This is a genomic window from [Actinomadura] parvosata subsp. kistnae (genome assembly GCF_900323885.1).
Lineage (GTDB): Bacteria > Actinomycetota > Actinomycetes > Streptosporangiales > Streptosporangiaceae > Nonomuraea > Nonomuraea composti.
Map to the genome: position 1 here is coordinate 234,660 of NZ_OOHJ01000013.1, position 15,323 is coordinate 249,982.

16 protein-coding genes and 1 tRNA gene are annotated in these 15,323 nt (G+C 72.9%); 6 read left to right on the plus strand and 11 right to left on the minus strand.

Annotated features, from left to right (window positions below; translation table 11 throughout):
• Positions 1–9: 9 nt before the first annotated feature.
• From KIS93_RS14375 to KIS93_RS14390, 4 genes are read right to left on the minus strand one after another with little or no spacing between them, the layout of a single operon-like run.
• Entirely contained in the window at positions 10–1,068 is a 1,059-nt protein-coding gene (locus tag KIS93_RS14375; RefSeq protein ID WP_080046350.1) for a hypothetical protein, read from the minus strand.
• A gap of 57 nt (positions 1,069–1,125) precedes the next feature.
• Entirely contained in the window at positions 1,126–2,034 is a 909-nt protein-coding gene (locus tag KIS93_RS14380; protein ID WP_080046351.1) for an NAD-dependent epimerase/dehydratase family protein, read from the minus strand.
• Positions 2,031–2,423: a hypothetical protein gene (locus KIS93_RS14385; RefSeq protein WP_080046352.1), complete on the minus strand. Its 393-nt coding sequence runs from the start codon at positions 2,421–2,423 to the stop codon at positions 2,031–2,033. The genes KIS93_RS14380 and KIS93_RS14385 overlap by 4 nt, the downstream gene beginning before the upstream one ends.
• 1 nt (position 2,424) lies before the next feature.
• The gene (locus KIS93_RS14390) at positions 2,425–2,841 is read right to left on the minus strand and encodes a DUF6463 family protein (RefSeq protein WP_155129416.1); all 417 of its coding nucleotides are present in this window, start codon (positions 2,839–2,841) and stop codon (positions 2,425–2,427) included.
• 68 nt (positions 2,842–2,909) lie between these two features.
• Here KIS93_RS14390 and KIS93_RS14395 point away from each other — a divergent pair, with 68 nt between their 5' ends.
• Positions 2,910–3,452 (plus strand): TetR/AcrR family transcriptional regulator, encoded by a 543-nt coding sequence (locus tag KIS93_RS14395; RefSeq protein WP_222107472.1) that lies wholly within the window; start codon positions 2,910–2,912, stop codon positions 3,450–3,452.
• Positions 3,453–3,667: 215 nt separating this feature from the next.
• Positions 3,668–3,979, plus strand: coding sequence for a hypothetical protein (locus tag KIS93_RS14400; RefSeq protein ID WP_080046356.1), 312 nt, complete (start codon positions 3,668–3,670; stop codon positions 3,977–3,979).
• A 6-nt stretch (positions 3,980–3,985) separates the two neighbouring features.
• Here KIS93_RS14400 and KIS93_RS14405 read toward each other — a convergent pair whose 3' ends face one another.
• A complete protein-coding gene (locus KIS93_RS14405; RefSeq protein WP_155129419.1) occupies positions 3,986–4,225 on the minus strand; it encodes a hypothetical protein in 240 nt (79 codons plus the stop codon).
• A 99-nt stretch (positions 4,226–4,324) separates the two neighbouring features.
• Here KIS93_RS14405 and KIS93_RS14410 point away from each other — a divergent pair.
• Positions 4,325–4,398: transfer RNA gene (locus KIS93_RS14410), tRNA-Met, on the plus strand.
• Between the two features lie 133 nt (positions 4,399–4,531).
• Here the strand turns inward: KIS93_RS14410 and KIS93_RS14415 are convergent.
• Positions 4,532–5,263 carry a LysR family substrate-binding domain-containing protein gene (locus tag KIS93_RS14415; protein ID WP_230465906.1) on the minus strand — a complete coding sequence of 244 codons (732 nt, stop codon included), beginning with the start codon at positions 5,261–5,263 and terminating at the stop codon, positions 4,532–4,534.
• Positions 5,264–5,317: 54 nt separating this feature from the next.
• On the opposite strand from KIS93_RS14415, the gene KIS93_RS14420 reads away from it, so the two are divergent.
• Positions 5,318–5,689: a DUF5997 family protein gene (locus KIS93_RS14420; RefSeq protein WP_080046358.1), complete on the plus strand. Its 372-nt coding sequence runs from the start codon at positions 5,318–5,320 to the stop codon at positions 5,687–5,689.
• A 75-nt stretch (positions 5,690–5,764) separates the two neighbouring features.
• On the opposite strand, the gene KIS93_RS14425 is transcribed toward KIS93_RS14420, so the two are convergent.
• Complete coding sequence (locus KIS93_RS14425; protein WP_080046359.1) at positions 5,765–7,234, minus strand: tetratricopeptide repeat protein; 1,470 nt, start codon at positions 7,232–7,234, stop codon at positions 5,765–5,767.
• Between the two features lie 75 nt (positions 7,235–7,309).
• On the opposite strand from KIS93_RS14425, the gene KIS93_RS14430 reads away from it, so the two are divergent.
• Positions 7,310–8,041 carry a DUF7873 family protein gene (locus KIS93_RS14430; RefSeq protein ID WP_080046360.1) on the plus strand — a complete coding sequence of 244 codons (732 nt, stop codon included), beginning with the start codon at positions 7,310–7,312 and terminating at the stop codon, positions 8,039–8,041.
• Between the two features lie 715 nt (positions 8,042–8,756).
• Here KIS93_RS14430 and KIS93_RS14435 read toward each other — a convergent pair.
• From KIS93_RS14435 to KIS93_RS14450, 4 genes are all read right to left on the minus strand, one after another.
• Positions 8,757–9,734 carry an aldo/keto reductase gene (locus tag KIS93_RS14435; protein ID WP_080046361.1) on the minus strand — a complete coding sequence of 326 codons (978 nt, stop codon included), beginning with the start codon at positions 9,732–9,734 and terminating at the stop codon, positions 8,757–8,759.
• Between the two features lie 158 nt (positions 9,735–9,892).
• Positions 9,893–11,185 carry a vanadium-dependent haloperoxidase gene (locus KIS93_RS14440; protein ID WP_080046362.1) on the minus strand — a complete coding sequence of 431 codons (1,293 nt, stop codon included), beginning with the start codon at positions 11,183–11,185 and terminating at the stop codon, positions 9,893–9,895.
• Between the two features lie 118 nt (positions 11,186–11,303).
• A complete protein-coding gene (locus KIS93_RS14445) occupies positions 11,304–12,686 on the minus strand; it encodes an aminotransferase-like domain-containing protein (RefSeq protein WP_080046363.1) in 1,383 nt (460 codons plus the stop codon).
• Between the two features lie 91 nt (positions 12,687–12,777).
• Positions 12,778–14,688, minus strand: a complete 1,911-nt coding sequence (locus tag KIS93_RS14450; RefSeq protein WP_230465907.1) for a hypothetical protein — start codon at positions 14,686–14,688, stop codon at positions 12,778–12,780.
• 119 nt (positions 14,689–14,807) lie between these two features.
• On the opposite strand from KIS93_RS14450, the gene KIS93_RS14455 reads away from it, so the two are divergent.
• Positions 14,808–15,284, plus strand: coding sequence for a GNAT family N-acetyltransferase (locus tag KIS93_RS14455; protein WP_080046364.1), 477 nt, complete (start codon positions 14,808–14,810; stop codon positions 15,282–15,284).
• Positions 15,285–15,323: the final 39 nt, after the last annotated feature.

Here is a 15,323-nt window from a genome sequence, read left to right on the forward strand (position 1 = left end):
GCCGGGTCGTCATCGCCCTGCCGGAACGGCCCGGCGGCGCAGCCAGTAGGCCAGGACGGCCACGGCGAGCAGCGCGCCCCACAGCGGGTACGGCCAGAGCAGCAGCGCACCCGGCTGGCCGCGCAGCACGGAGTCGATCACGAGCCCCGGCGAGGCCAGGCAGCAGAGGCCCGCGACTGTGCCACCGGCGATGACCGGCAGCCCCACCGGGACGGGACGCCCGTGCACGATCGGCACCCAGCGCGGGAACACCTCACCCCACCTGCTGATCAGCCCGAGGGTCAACGCGGCGCCCGCCAGCGCGGCGAAGGCGAGCAGCAGCCCCTGGAGCCGGGTGTCGGCCCTGAGCGCCCCGGTGACGTCGGCGTCGGTGGGCCACGGGGTCAGCCAGGTCAGCCGGTACAGCGCGTACGGGAGCGGGCACAGCGCCGCCCCGATCGTGGCGATCCGCCCCCACCTGCGGGCTGACTCGGGCCTGATCCAGCGCGGCCGTTCGCCCGTTCTGAACGCCCTCGCCGCGATCACCGCCCACACGGCGCAGGCGGCCGCGTTGGCGAGCGTCCAGCCGAGCCGGCCGCCGAACGAGGCGAAGTCGCTCGCGACGTTGCCCAGGTAGCGTCCCACCAGGGGCAGCGCGCCGAACCCGGTGATCGTGTCCGCCGCCGCGAGGGCGGCCAGCGCGGCGACTCCCACCAGGCCGAACGCCTTCCCGCGCGCGGCCGCCACCACCACGACGCCGAGCAGGGCCACGGGCCCCAGGATCGCCAGTCCGTAGGCGAAGACGGACATGATGCCGGCGTCGGAGAGCACCACGCCGAAGAAGAGCAGCTCGGCGACCGCGCCGGCGCGCACGACCGGCCCCGGGCCGAAGATCACCGCCAGGCCCACCAGCCCGGCGGCCACGGTCATGGGGCCGGTCACGTCGTGCTCGAGCAGGTGGGTGAGCGACACCTTCACGCGGTCGGCCGCGCCGAACGGATAGCTGGCGGGGGCCGTCCACCACAGGATCCCCACGGCGGTCACGGCGAGCGACAGGAGCGCGCCCAACGTCCGGATGTTTCTGGTCATGCGGCTCACGCTACGAACGCCTGGCCGCCGCCACCTCCCCCTCCTGGGGGAGGCCGCTCACCGGCACACGGGGCCTTCCCGGTAGGACGGGTAGGCGGGCGTCCAGCCCAGCTCCCTCCTGGCCAGATCGGTGCTCAGCCGCAGCCGCGTCCCCACCATGAGGGCGTGCAGGTACGGCGTGGCGCGCAGCAGCCGGCCGGGCACCGTCAGCGGGGCGGGAGCGCCGGCCGCCCGCGCCAGCGCCCTGACGTACTCGTCGAACCGGGCCGGGTGGTCGTCGGCGATGTTGTAGGCCCGGCCCGGCCGGCCGCGCTCCAGGGCGGCCACCGTGGCGGCGGCCGCGTCCTCGATGTGGATCAGCGAGACGGTGCCCGCCGGGCGGGGGACGGGAAGCAGGCGCCTCCTGGCCATCCTCATCAGGTGCCAGGTGGTCGGCTCCGGGCCGTAGAACATGCCGTAGCGCAGGGAGATGCCGCCGACCGCGAACGCCTGCTCCTCGTTGGCGCGCATCGAGCGCATGTGCGGGTCGAAGGCTCCCTGGCCGGGCTCGGCGAACGGGCGGTCCTCGGTCACCGGCTCGTCGCCGTGGTCGCGGTAGCCGTACCCGAGGAAGAACGACTGGGTGAGGAACCTGCGGGCGCCGACCAGCCCGGCGGCCTCGACGAGGTGGGCGGTGCCGCGCTCGCGCAGGGCGTCGGTGGCGTACAGGGCGCGGTGGAAGAGCGGCAGGCCGGTGATGGCGGTGGCCTGGTGGACGACGGCGTCCGCCTCCAGGCCGTCGAGCGCGGTCAGGAGCGCGTCGCGGTCCATCACGTCCGCGACCACGGCCGTGGCGCCCGCGGCCGCGAGCTTCCGGACGCCGGTGGCGGATCTCGTGATGCCGCGGACCTGGTGGCCGGCGGCGAGCAGCTGACGTACCAGGACCGTGCCCAGCGTGCCGGTCGCGCCGGCGACCAGCACCTTCACGCGCCCGCCCCCTGACCCGCGCGGCGGGCGGCCGTCATGCGCAGCCTGGCCACCAGCCCGGCCGCCCCCACCACGGAGAACGCCAGCAGCAGCCAGGGGTCGGAGGCGCGACCGCCGAGGTCGAGGTCGGTCGCGTGGTTGACAGCGTGGAAGGTGTTGGTGAACACGAAACCCGCCAGCACCAAGGTGACGACGTCCCGCCAGCGCAGCGCGCACACCAGCATCAGCCCGATGCCGAGCTGGAACACCCCTGCGTCGTGCAGGAAGTGCACGTGGTTCGGCCAGCCGGCCCAGGCGGCGAACCCGGCCGGATCGACCCGCGCCCACCCGCCGGTGATCAGCATCGACGCCGCGGCCAGCACCAGGGCGGCCCTGATGAGGATGCTCATGTCAGACCTCCGCGCTCTCGCCGGCCCTGACGGGCTCGCGGGCGGCCAGCAGGGCCAGCACGCCGATGGCCAGGATCGGCCAGCCGCCCGTGACCGGGAAGTACAGGACGCACAGGGGCACGCCGATGCCCACCAGGTACCAGCCGAGCTGGGCGGGCAGCCGGCCGGTCGTGGCGATGACGTGCCGGGAGAGGGTGCCCAGGGCGAGGAGGGCGACGCCCGCGGCGAGGAACCAGACGCTGGCCTCGCGGGCGAAGTAGTCGCCGGCCTCGAGGTCGACGAGGGCGCGGAAGAAGCCGTCGCCCGCGATGGCGGCCCAGGCGTTGGGCTGCGCGAACGCCCAGACGAAGTGCACCAGGGCGAGGGCGATGATCAGCCGGGGGACCCAGCGGGTCAGCGTGCTTGCTCGTGGACTCATGAGCGTGACCATACCGTACCTTATGGTATGGCTCGGGGGAGGGGCATACCGTCTGGTACGGTATGCGCGTGGCGTCCAAGGGTGAATGGCTGGAGGCCGGGCTCGCCATCGCGACCCGGGACGGCATCCGGGCAGTGACGATCGAGCGGCTCTGCGCCGACCTCGGCCGCACCAAGGGCTCCTTCTACCACCACTTCAAGGGCATCCGCGGCTACAAGTCCGACCTGCTCGCGCACATCGAGGCCGAGCACACCGGCCGCCTCATCGCCGGCGCGGAGGCCGCCGGCCCGAGCGGGCACGACAAGATCCAGGGCCTGCTCGACCTGGTGCTGGAGGCGTACGCGGGCAGCCGCGACCTGGCGACGGCCGTCCGCGCCTGGGCCCGGCAGGACGCCGACGTCCACGCCTTCCAGGAACGCGTCGACCGCATGCGCATGGACTATCTGCGTTCGCTGTGGCTGGAGCTCGGCGGGGAGCCGGACGAGGCCGAAGGCATGGCCAAGCTTCTTTACCTGATCCTCGTCGGCGCGCAGCAGGTCGTCCCGCCCATCTCGGCCGAGGATCTGCGCGGCGTCTACGCGCTGGCCATGCGCTCCGTCCCGCCCGGCTGACGGACACCGGTCGCGGCGTCGTCACGCCACTCGATCCTGATCCCCGCCCCCGCGACCAGGTCTGGCACGCCATCAAGCACCCCGACCCCACGGACATCCGCCTCGCCAAGCCGCTGTTCGCCCTCCGTGACCTGGCCTCCCGCCTGCGCAACGGCCACGCGCAGCTCGACCTGCCGAGCTTCACCACGCTCGCCGAGAACCCCGGCCGCGAGGTCGTGGACGGCGTGATCGGCCAGTGGTGGCGGCTGGGCCGGGCCGAGAACGTCTCCTCGGTCACCGACCTCGACGGCTTCCTCGCCTTCGACCGTCCCGGCTTCGCCAAGGCCACGTTCAGCTTCCTCCTCGACGACGCCGGCGACGGCCGCATCCGCCTCATCACCGAGACCCGCGTCCAGGCGACCAGCCCGGACGCGCGCCGGGCGTTCCTGCGGTACTGGCTGCTCATCCGGCTCGGCAGCGGTCTCGTCCGGCGGGCCATGCTCTCGGCCGTCCGCGCCCGCGCGCTCCAGGCCCCCTCGCGCCCATGACCTCGTTCAGTCGGTGGGCTCCGCGTCGGGCCGCACGTCCTTCTCCTCGCCCCCTTCGGACGCCACCTCCCGCCGCTCCTCCTCGGCCTTCTGCTCGGGGTCGGGCGGCGGCTCGATCGGCTCGGCCGGGATCGGGCGTGGCGTGTGCCGTACCTGGACTCCGGCTCGTGCCACCAAGGCGTCGGACTCTCCGGAGACCTGTCCGACTGCGGGCGGCATCTCCTCGGGAGGCTTCTCGTCGGTCATGAACGCCAACTGCCCGAGCCCCGACCCGCAAACCCGCCGCCTGCTCGGCGGAAAAGGGGTGGAGACGTCGCGTCCCAGGGTGGGATAGTCGGGGCGCACGCCTGCATAGCTCAGTCGGTGAGAGCGCCGCACTCATAATGCGGAGGTCCCAAGTTCGAGTCTTGGTGCAGGTACGCGAAGGCAGGACGGCACCCGGTGCCGGCGTGAATGCCGCACTCTTGGCCGCTCAGCACTGATCCATGGTTTTCCCGTTGAACGGAAGCGCGAGTGACAGGCCGGCTTCCCCGGCGGGGATGCGGTGGTGGGTCAGCGGGGTCGGTGGCCCTTCCTCCGCCGGCCGGGCTGCGTGCCCCGGCGGCCCACGGCGTTCTGGCTTGGTTTGGGGCTCTGTCGTCGTGCGGGCTTCTGCGCGGGGGAGGCGGCGGCGTTGCGGCCGCGGGAGCTGTTCACCGTCCGGCCGCGAACGATGCCGATGAACTCCTCCACCAGGTCGGTGGTCGCGTCCGCCGGCCAGGCCAGCGCGACCTGCGACTGCGGTGCGTCCGTCACCGGACGGTAGGTGAGGTCCTTGCGGTGGTGGAGGCGGGCGAGTGACTGCGGGACCAGAAGCAGCCCGGCGCCGGAGGCCACGAGCTGGATCGCGTCCGCGGTCGTGTCGGGACGGGTGAACGCGGGCTGCCCGGGCAGGGCCGGCCACTCGATGGTGTCGTCCAGCGGATGGAACACGTCGTCATCGGCCAGGTCGGCGGTCTCGATCTCGTCGGCGGCGGCCACCGCGTGGTCCTTCGGCACCACGACCACCGTCGTCTCCACGTAGAGCGGGATCACGCTGAGACCGTCACGCTCGACCGGCAACCGCACGAACGCGGCATCCGCGCCGCCGTCGCGCAGCAGCGCCACCGCCTCGGCGGCGGGCACCGCGACCAGGGTGAGCGGTACCTCCGGCATCCTCTCGGCCCAGATCCTGACCCACTTCGCGGGCGTCACCCCAGGCACGTACGCCAGCCGGAACTCGTCGCCGCTCTCACCATCAGTCACCGCCTCAGGGTACCGATGTCAGGAAACGCGCCCCGACTGGCTACTCTTGGCCCCATGACCTCGTCCAAACCGAAGAGCGTCCAGACGATGAAGCCCGAGACCGCGGCCAAGAAGCTGGGTGTCCTCTTCTCGGCCACCCCCGCCGAGTTCCAGGCGGGTGTCGTCTCCAGGGACGAGCTGAACGAGCTGCAGGCGAAGCCGCCGGCCTGGCTCACGGACCTGCGCCGCAACGGCCCGCACCCGAAGCAGGTCGTCGCCGCCAAGCTCGGCGTCTCCATCTCCGGCCTGGCCAGGGCCGGCATCACCGAGCCGCTGACCACGGCCGAGATCGAGGCGCTGAAGGCGGAGAACCCGGAGTGGCTGGAGCACGAGCGGGCCGTCCACGCCGAGGCCCGCAAAGAGGCGCTCCGCCTCAAGCAGCGCTAGTCGTCGGTACGGCTCCGCCGCACGCCGGGTGTCGGACAACCAGGCAGCAAGGGCGGGTTCCTGCCTGCTCAGGTGCTATCCGGCGGCGGCCAGGCGGCCCCGGAACTCCGCCGTGGCGCTCTCGAAAACGGCGTTCAGCTGCTTCAGCTCGTCCTCGGTCGGCTCCCTGACGAGCTGGACGCCGATCTGGAAGTCGCCGCCGTCCAGGGTGACCTCGAGCTCGGCCAGCAGGTCGTGCGGCAGCCTGCCGATGACGAACTCGCGGAACGCCTGCGCGATCGCTTCCCTCGTGTCGCCGCAGCCGCACGATCGGCCGGCCATGATGGCTCCGAGATGGCCGCGGCCCTGGATCGCCTCCGGATGCGCGACGTCGAGCGTGGTCAGGCCCGCCTCGACCAGCTCCCGCGCCTCGTCCAGCCGCTCCTCGTGCTGCAGGAAGAGGCCGAGCGCGATGCGGGCGCGGCCGAGCAGCTCGTCGTCGCCAGACAGGCCGGCCTCCGTCACGGCCGCGCGCAGCCGCTGCTCCGCCTCTGCCGGGCGGCCTGCGGACGACAGGGCAAGACCCCAGTTGCGCAGCACCTGGGCGCGGAGGTCATGCCGGCCGATGCCGTCGGCCCGGGCCAGTGCCTGCTCGTACGTCTTGAGCGAGCCGTCCACGTCCCCCGCCGCGTCCTGCGCGACGGCCAGGCCGAGGACCGCCATGAGCGCGTCCTCCGCCCTGCCCTGTCGGTCGTAGGAGGCCAGCAGCTTCTCGATCGCCTCCACCCGTCCCGTTTGATCTCCGGAGTCGTGGCCGGAGTTCGCCAGCTCGGCGAAGGCTTTGAGTGTCGCCTGATGGTCGGGGCCGAGGTGGGACTCCAGGGTGGCGGCCAGGTGGGTGAGCACCGGCCTGGCGGTCGCGGGGACCTGGCGGACCCGGGCCGTCACGGTGAGCACGATCAGCTCGACGATCTCGTCCGGCAGCTGGTCCAGCCCGGGGAAGACGGCGTCCCCGCCACCCGAGGCCAGGACGATCTCCGCACGCAACGCCATGGCGCCTGCGACGCGTTCGTGGCCCGCCTCCCAGAAGATGCCGACCGCCTCCTCGGCGGCCTGGCGGGCCTGGGCCAGCTCACCGCGCCGGATCAGGACGTCGGCGAGCTGCTCCAGGGCGTAGGCGTAGCCCGGGTGCTCGCGCCCGTAGAACTCCTCCCGCTCGCGGAGGTTGCGGCGCAGCTCGGCCTCGGCCTCGTCCAGGCGGCCGGCCATGAGCAGCGCCATGCCGAGATTGAGGCGGTAAGTGAGAAAGTTCTTGAATGCCGCACTGTCGCCGACCGGGGGGTGGGCGCACGCGTCGCGGAAGCACTCCGCCGCGCGGTCGAACTGGTCCGAGTTGAACAGGAGATTGCCCAGGTCACATTGGGCGGAGGCCCATTCGGAGCTGGTGCGGCCATGGCTCTGCTCGACGCTCTGGAGTTCTTTCAGCATGAGCTGCTCCGCGTCGATCAGGCGGCCTTCGCGCAGGAGACTGTACGCGATGTCGAAGGTGGAGGGTGATTCCGGCATGGGCCGGAGTATAGAGATCAAGCATCACCGAATAATCAGGTGTGCGATCGTTCCGGGCGGCTCTAGGGTTTCAGCGTGACCAAGCTCAACCAGATCCTCGCGGTCGAGAAGGGTGTGAAGTCGGACGTCCAGCGCAAGGTGACGGACGCCTACCACCAGATTCAGAAGGCGCCGCTGCTGTCCGGCATCTCCCGTACCTACCAGCCGATCGACGACGAAGGCGAGCAGTTGCCGCCCGAGTCCACGCGGGTGCAGGTGCAGGCGGACGAGGTGCTCAAGGGGGTCGGGGTCGCTCTGGCGCGGCTGTTCGACGTGACCGCGACGAAGGACTGGGCCAACTGCGAGGCCAGGGCCGACGTCGTGGTGGACGGCACGGTGCTGCTGGAGCAAGTGCCGGTGACGTACCTGCTCTTCCTGGAGAAGCAGCTCACCGACGTCTACACGCTGGTCTCCAAGCTGCCCACGCTGGACCCGGCCGAGACGTGGTCGCGCGACGAGGCCACCGACACGTGGCGCACCGATCCCGTCAAGACGACGCGGACCAAGAAGGTGCCGCGTAACCACGTGCTGGCGGAGGCGACCGACAAGCATCCGGCGCAGGTGCAGGTCTACAACGAGGACATCGTGGTCGGCTACTGGACGAAGGTGAACTTCTCCGGGGCGCTGCCGCAGCGGCGGGTCAACGAGCTGCTGGCGCGCGTGCAGAAGCTGCAGGACGCGGTGAAGTACGCGCGTGAGGAGGCGAACGGCACGGAGGTCGTCGACAAGAAGGTCGGCGAGAGGGTGTTCGCCTATCTGTTCGCCTGACCTGACGTGTTACAGACCTGACGTGTTAGAGACCTGACGTGCTGCGGACAATGATGTGACAGACTCCCTCGCCGCGTGCGAGGGTGCGCCAGGAGCGCAAAGCTGAGGCTGAGGCCTGAGGCTGACATGGCGGTGACAGTGGAGGTTCGAGTCCTCCCCGGGGCATTCGGGCCCCGGTGGCCCAACTGGCAGAGGCAGCCGTCTCAATTTCAGATTCTCGCTCCAGATTCAGCATTGATCGTCGAGCGCCAGATCGATCGGGACGGGCTGTGGATGTTGAGGTGCCGGTTCGAATCCGGCCCGCCGCTCTTTTTCCTCATGCGGCGGTGGCTCAATGGCAGAGCGCGCGTCGTAAGAGCTGACCTGTTCCCTTAAATGCCGCTGGTGCTCACATGTGGCGGTCTTTCTCAGGCCCCTCGGATGGGTAGATCCGGGGGGCCACCGCCTTTTCCGGGGCATTGTCCTGGGTGTGTCGCCCGAAGCGTCACCGGGGGAGCCGCAAAGGGGGCTGCGGGGGCCCTTGCCCCCGGGCGTTCCCGGGCAGATGGTGGAGGTACGCAACGCGCGCGAGCGCGGAACCGTCCGGAGTGAGATTCTCCGGCGGGTTGTCCCGCCCGGGCAGCGAGATGGGTGGCGGTGGCCGCGAGGCCACCAGACCTACCGCCGCTTGACGGTGCCTCTGCTGTTGCCGGGCGGGACGCTTGCGAGCCCGTGGCTACCAGCGGTGGTGGACCTGGGGGCGGATGAGGTCGTCGTAGACGGCGCGGACGGCGGTCAGGGTGGCGGCGTCCAGGGGCGGTACGGAGTCGGCGGCGGCGTTCGCGCGGGCCTGGGCCGGGTTGCGGGCGCCCGGGATCACCACCGAGACGCCCTCCTGGTCGAGGATCCAGCGCAGCGCGAACTGCGCCATGGTGACACCCTCCGGCACCAGGGGCGCCAGGCGGCGCACCGCCTCCAGGCCGGTGGCGAAGTCGACGCCCGAGAACGTCTCCCCGACGTCGAACGCCTCCCCCTGCCGGTTGTAGGTGCGGTGGTCGTCGGCGGCGAACGTGGTGTGCTCGTCGTACTTGCCCGACAGCAGCCCGCTGGCCAGCGGGACCCGCGCGATGATGCCGACGCCGGCGGCGCGGGCGGCGGGGAGGACCTGCTCCAGCGGCTTGAGGCGGAACGCGTTGAGGATGATCTGCACCGTCGCCACGCCGGGCCGGGCGATCGCGGTCAGGGCCTCCTCGCAGGTCTCCACGCTCACCCCGTACGCGGCGATCTTCTTCTCCGCCACCAGCGTGTCGAGGGCGTCGAACACCGCGTCCGTCGAGTAGACGGGCGTCGGCGGGCAGTGGAGCTGGACCAGGTCGATGGTGTCCACGCCCAGGTTGCGGCGGGAGCGCTCGTTCCAGGCCCGGAAGTTGGACATCACGTAGTTGGAGGGGATCTGCTCCATCCGGCGGCCCATCTTGGTGGCGACGGTGAGCCCGGGGTGGGCCTTGGCGAAGCGGCCGACGATCTGCTCGCTGCGGCCGTCGCCGTACACGTCGGCGGTGTCGATGAAGGTCACGCCCGACTCCACCGCCGCGTTCAGGGTGGCGACGGCCTCGTCCTCCGAGACCTCGCCCCAGTCGGCGCCGAGCTGCCACGCGCCGAGCCCGACCACCCCGACCTGGCGTCCGGTACGTCCCAGCACACGCTGTTCCATATGTCGTGTCCCACCTTGTAGATATGTGCTGCCTGACCTGCACCAGTCTTCCGGATGGCGGGAGGAAGGGCACATCCCGCCCCCCGGTCTCCGCAGGAAAGGGCACACCCCGCCCCCGGGTGGTGGGGAGGGGCGGGATGCGCGTTCGTGGGGCCGGGTCAGCGGGGGCAGGCGCCCGTGTGCGTGGGGCCGGTCTTGAGGAGCAGGCGTTTGGCGAGGATCTCGGAGGCGACGTCCGCCCCCATTGTCAGCCCGTCGGCGTTGCTGAAGGGGAAGTGCAGGCCGCCGACCACCCGCGAGCGGCCCGCGTCCGCCGCCGCGGCCGAGAAGCTCGCGAACGTGCGCCGCCACGGCTGCCCGGTCGCGGGGTCGATCGGCGCGCTGTCGGTGACCAGCGTGAACGGGATGCGGTCGGCGCAGAAGAAGCCGGCCAGGACGGCGGCGCCGGCGCCGCTGAAGGAGCTGTGGCCCGAGATGTACTCGGGGGAGCCGCCGGCGCTGCCGGCCCGCGCCTGCCAGCCGGGAACCGGCTCGGTGTACGGGTTGCCGTCGGTGTCGGCCTGCTGGATGGCCGCGGTGGGCCGCCAGTGGCGGAAGGTGACCTTGGTGCGCACGGTCGGGATCGAGGTGTCGGCCAGCGCCATGCCGAGCAGCGCGAACAGCCGGGCCTCGTCCGCCAGCGGCAGCGACCGGTCGACGGCGAGCCCGATCTTGATCCATTCGCCGGGCGGCTGGGACGTGCCGGCGGGCAGCGACCAGTACTGGTAGACGGCCGACTTGCCGGCGTCGGCGATGGAGGCGTCGCCGACCAGCCTGACCTCGGCGAACGCGGCCGCGTAGTCGAGGCTCGTGAGCGCGGGCGGGCCCTGGCCGACGTAGGGGGCCGCGTCGGCGATCCCGAACGGCTTCATGGCCCGGTACTGCGTCCCCGACCACGCCTGCGCGAACACGCCGGGCCCCGAGCCCGCCGGCTGCGTCTCGACGGGGGAGGAGCCGTCACCCTGCCTGGCCGCGTCGACGTCCTCGCCGACGCGCGCGCCCCACGCCCGGCCCTCGGCGACGCGCGGTCCCGTCCCTAATCGGGCGAGGTCGGCGGTGAGCCGCTCGGTGAGCGTCGCCTCCTGGTCCGGGTACAGGCGGGTGAGCACCGCGTGGGCCGCCGCCACGGCGGCCGCCTGCTGGTCGCCGCGCGCGGGCGCGCCCTTGGGGTCGCGCAGCGCGTACGTCCTGGTACGGCGGTCGCCGCGGGCGGTGGCGATGCCGTTGACGGCGTCGTACATGCCGATGTTGACCATCGCGTACGTCCTGGCGGCGTCGGAGTCGGAGGCCCGCTCGGCGCGGACGACCTGGAGGGCCTGCTCGTTCCAGGCCCGCACCGGGTCCACGTCCGGAGCGGTCGCCATCGGTGGGGCCGGCGGGACGAGCAGCAGCAGCGCGACGAGCCTCATCATGAGGATCCCCTCTCCCGGTGAAGAGCCGATCAATGAAAGATGCGCCGCACGTGCCGCTCCCGCCACTACCCCCACGGGTCATGCGGCGGTGTGGCGGGTCGAGCGGCTGCCCGGCGTCTCATGCGGCGGTCCGGCGGGTCAGGCGGTGCTCGCCCAGCGTGCGGGTGAGCGCGTGCAGCGCCCGGCGCAGCGACATCCCGTCCAGGTGGCCGAAGCCGAGGACGATCCCGTTGCCGGGCCGCACGCCGGGATGGTGGTAGGCGGCCAGCTCGGCGACCTGGATCCGGCGTGCCCGCAGCGCCGCGACCACGGACGCGGCCGGCACCGACTCGGGCAGCAGGAGCGTGGCCGTCGCGCCGGTGTGCGCGCCGAGCAGCCGGGTGTGCGGGTACGCCTCCAGGGCCTGGCGGACGAGCGCCCGCTTGGCCGCGTACTGGGCCGACAGCCCCGCCACCCGCTCGCTCACGCAGCCCGACGTGAGCAGCTCGGTCACCGCGAGCTGGGCGGTGATGGCCGGCCCGGCCGGCATGACCTGCTCGATCTCGCCGGCCAGCCGCCGCGGCACCACCGCGAACGCCAGCCGCAGCGTCGGCGTCAGCACCTCGGAGAACGAGCCGACCAGGGCGGTCGACCACGGGTCGGCGAGGGACGGAACGGGTGGCAGCGGATCGGGTTCGGCGGTGAACAGGCCGTCGAAGGCCGGCTCCAGCACGAGCCCGCCGCTGTCGTGCGCCCACCGGGCCAGGTCGCGGCGCCGTTCGAGCGGCAGGCGGGTGCCGAGCGGGCCGCCGCGCTCGGGCAGCACCACGACGACGTCGCAGGCGGCGGGGATGCGGTCGGTGCGGGCGCCCGACCCGTCCGAGGGCAGAGGCAGCACGGTGCCGAGGCGGCCGAGCGCGTCCCTGAGCTCCGGCGGGGCGGGATCCTCCAGCGCGATCACCGGGTCGGGGCCGCCCTGCGCGCGCAGGAGCAGCCTCAGCGCGTCCGCCCGCCCCGGCGTGACGATCACCTCGTGACCGTCGAGGTCCAGGCCGCGCGCGTCCTGGAGGTGGGCGGTGATGGCGGCGCGCAGCGCGGGCAGCCCGGCGGCCGGCAGCCCGCCCAGCGGCGGGCGGTGCAGCCCCGCCCGGCGCCAGGCCGCCCGCCACGCCGCCAGCGGGAACCCGTGGCTGCTCGGCCGGTCCAGCCGCAGGTCGACGACCGGCTCCGTGGCGGCGGCCGGGCGCGGCGGCGCGCTGGTCCGCTCGCACACGTAGGTGCCGGAGCCGTGCCGGCCCGTGATATACCCCTCGGCCAGCAGCCGCTCGTAGGCGGCCAGCGCCACGCCCCGTGAGATCCCGAGCACGCCGGCGAGCGTGCGGGTGGACGGCATCCGGCTGCGGGGGGCGAGCTGCCCCCGCACGATGGCCCTCCTGAGCTGGCCGGCGAGCTGGTCCTGCAGCGGCTCGATCAGGCCACGCTCAAGATGGACGGGTACGCTGAGCCTTTGCGGATGACGCATGGAATGTCCCCCAGTCGACGTACGGAACGGGCCCCCCTCACTAGAGGCGTGACATCCTGTTCCACGCCGTGCCAGCGCTCACCCCGCGCGCTCATCGGGGCCGGTACGAGCAGCGCACCCCGGTCTGCACGGTGGCCCGCAGCTCGTCGCCGATCACCCGGTCCACGGCCGAGATGCGGGCCAGCGCCCGCCTGATCGCCTTGCCGACGGCGATCCGCGCCCGCTCCTCGCTGCCCGCGAACGGCCGCGCCCGCCCGCCCATGCCGGTGGCGGCGGTCAGCTCCGCGATCAGCCATTCGCGTTCCATCCGCAACGTCGCCGCCCGCGCCAGGTCGTGCATCGACTCGTGCTCGTCGATCTCGGCCTGCAGCTCGGTCAGCCGCCGCCGGTAGGAGTCCCTGGCCACGTCGTCGAGCAGCGGCTGCACCGACTCGCGCGGGCTGTCGGGCCGCGAGGTGCCCGCGGCCAGGTCGGCGGCGGGGATCTCGTGCCCGGGGTTGGCGGCCAGGGTGGCCAGGTGCGCCATGCCGACGCTGTGCTCGACGAGCGCGACCCGTCCGTGCAGCTCGACGTGCCAGCGCCGGCCGTCGCGGCGGAAGTGGCAGGCGCCGTTCGCCGGCGCCGGCCGCCCGACGACGGCCGGCAGCACCATGCCGAGCTCGGCGGCCTCGGCGGCGGCGGTGGCCAGCTCCGCGCGGGCGCTCGCGTCGGCGGGGCCGTCGCGCAGCGCGAGCGCCTGGCCGAGGCGGCAGCGGGCGAGCGTGGCGGCCGGCCAGTGGCCCAGCGCCAGGTTGTCGTGCACGGCTCCGCGCAGGTGGGCCACGGCCAGGTCGAGGTCCCCGGTGGTGAGCGCGGCCATCCCCAGCGAGTGCCGGACGGAGCCGAAGCAGGCCACGCCGAGGCTGGCGATGACCGGCAGGTGCGCGTACGGGCTGAGCAGCGCGTACGCGCTGGCGGCCGTGTCGGCGTCCTGCAGCAGGTGCGCGGCCTCGACCACGCAGTACATGGCGATCAGCCAGGAGCTGGAGCGGGGCACCTCCGCGAGGTCCCGGCCGCGTAAGCGGGCCAGCAGCCCGGCCGCCAGCCGTCGGTCGCCGGAGACGGCGGCGGCCAGCGCCAGGGCGGCCAGGTAGGAGTTGTCGATGGGGCTGAGCGTGGGGGAGTTGACCAGGTCGGCCAGGAAGGGCAGCAGCTCGGCGGCGCGGCCCTGGTACCAGCGGACGGCGCCGAGCTGGCCGCCGTACCAGCCGGTGGCGTCGAGGTCGCCGGCCGCGACGCCGCGCTCGAAGCAGGCGCCGGCCAGCCGCTCCGCCTCCTCGAACCGGCCCGCCCTGATGGTGCGCATGACCTCGATCGCGCTGACCACGAACTCGGCGGCCAGGTGGCGGTGCTCCTCCAGCACGGTGCGCAGCTCCTCCAGGCAGCGCTCGGCGTGCGGGTCGGCGGCCAGGTAGAGGTCCACGGTGCGCCACATCAGGCCCATGATCAGGTCGCTCCTGCGGCCGGTCAGCGCCGCCTGGCCGATCAGCTCGCCGGCCAGCTCCAGGCGCAGCGCGCCGTGCTCCGGGCCCAGCACGCAGTGGTGCGTGAGGCTGAGCGCGTCCGCCAGCGCCGTCGGGTCGCCCGACTCCCTGGTCAGGGCCAGCAGCCGCAGGATCCCGTCGTGGGCGCCGCGGCGGTAGTCCTCCTCGCCCTGGAGGCGCAGCCGCAGCCGCTGGGCGAGCGGGGAGCGCGGGTCGACGCGGGACAGCGCGTGCCGCTGGCGCACCCGTACCTTCTCGGACTCGACCGCCGTGCGGTGCTCGTGCACCCAGATGCCGCCCAGCCCCAGGGCGGCCTGCGCCAGCCCCTCCGGGTCGCCGCACTCCTGCGCCCGCTGGTAGGCGATGTCGAACCAGCGCCGGGCGCGCTGCAGGTCGCCGTCCTCCAGCAGCGCGCGCTCCCCGCGTACGAGGGTCACTTCGAGATCCGGGCCCGCGTCCAGCCCTTGTGCAACGCTCACGATCGCCGCTCCCCTGTCGGTCGTCCGGACTGAGCGTCCCCACCCACGCCCGAATACCGTTCTAGGACAACCACGTATGGCGTACGGGGCGCGGTTCAACTCCGCGTAGCCTCGTTGCCATGATTCGTCCTGCAACACCCGCTGACGTGCCCGAGATCGTCAGCATGATCCGCGAGCTCGCCGAGTACGAGAAGGCCGCCCACGAGGTGCGCGTGACCGAGGAGCAGCTCCACGACACCCTCTTCCGCGACCACCCGGCCGCCTTCGCGCACATCGCGGAGCAGGACGGCGAGGTGGTGGGCTTCACGCTCTGGTTCCTGACCTACTCCACCTGGCGCGGCACGCACGGCATCTACATGGAGGACCTGTACGTCCGGCCGCGGCACCGCGGCGGCGGCCACGGCGTGGCCCTGATGCGCAAGCTGGCGGAGATCTGCGCCGAGCGCGGCTACCAGCGGCTGGAGTGGTCCGTTCTCGACTGGAACCGGCCCAGCATCGACTTCTACGAGAAGCTCGGCGCGGTCAACCAGGACGACTGGTACCGCTACCGGCTGACCGACGAGCCCCTGGCCCGCCTGGCGCGGCGCAACGACTGAGGGGGCGGGCACGGGCCACGCAGGTCACGTACGGTGACG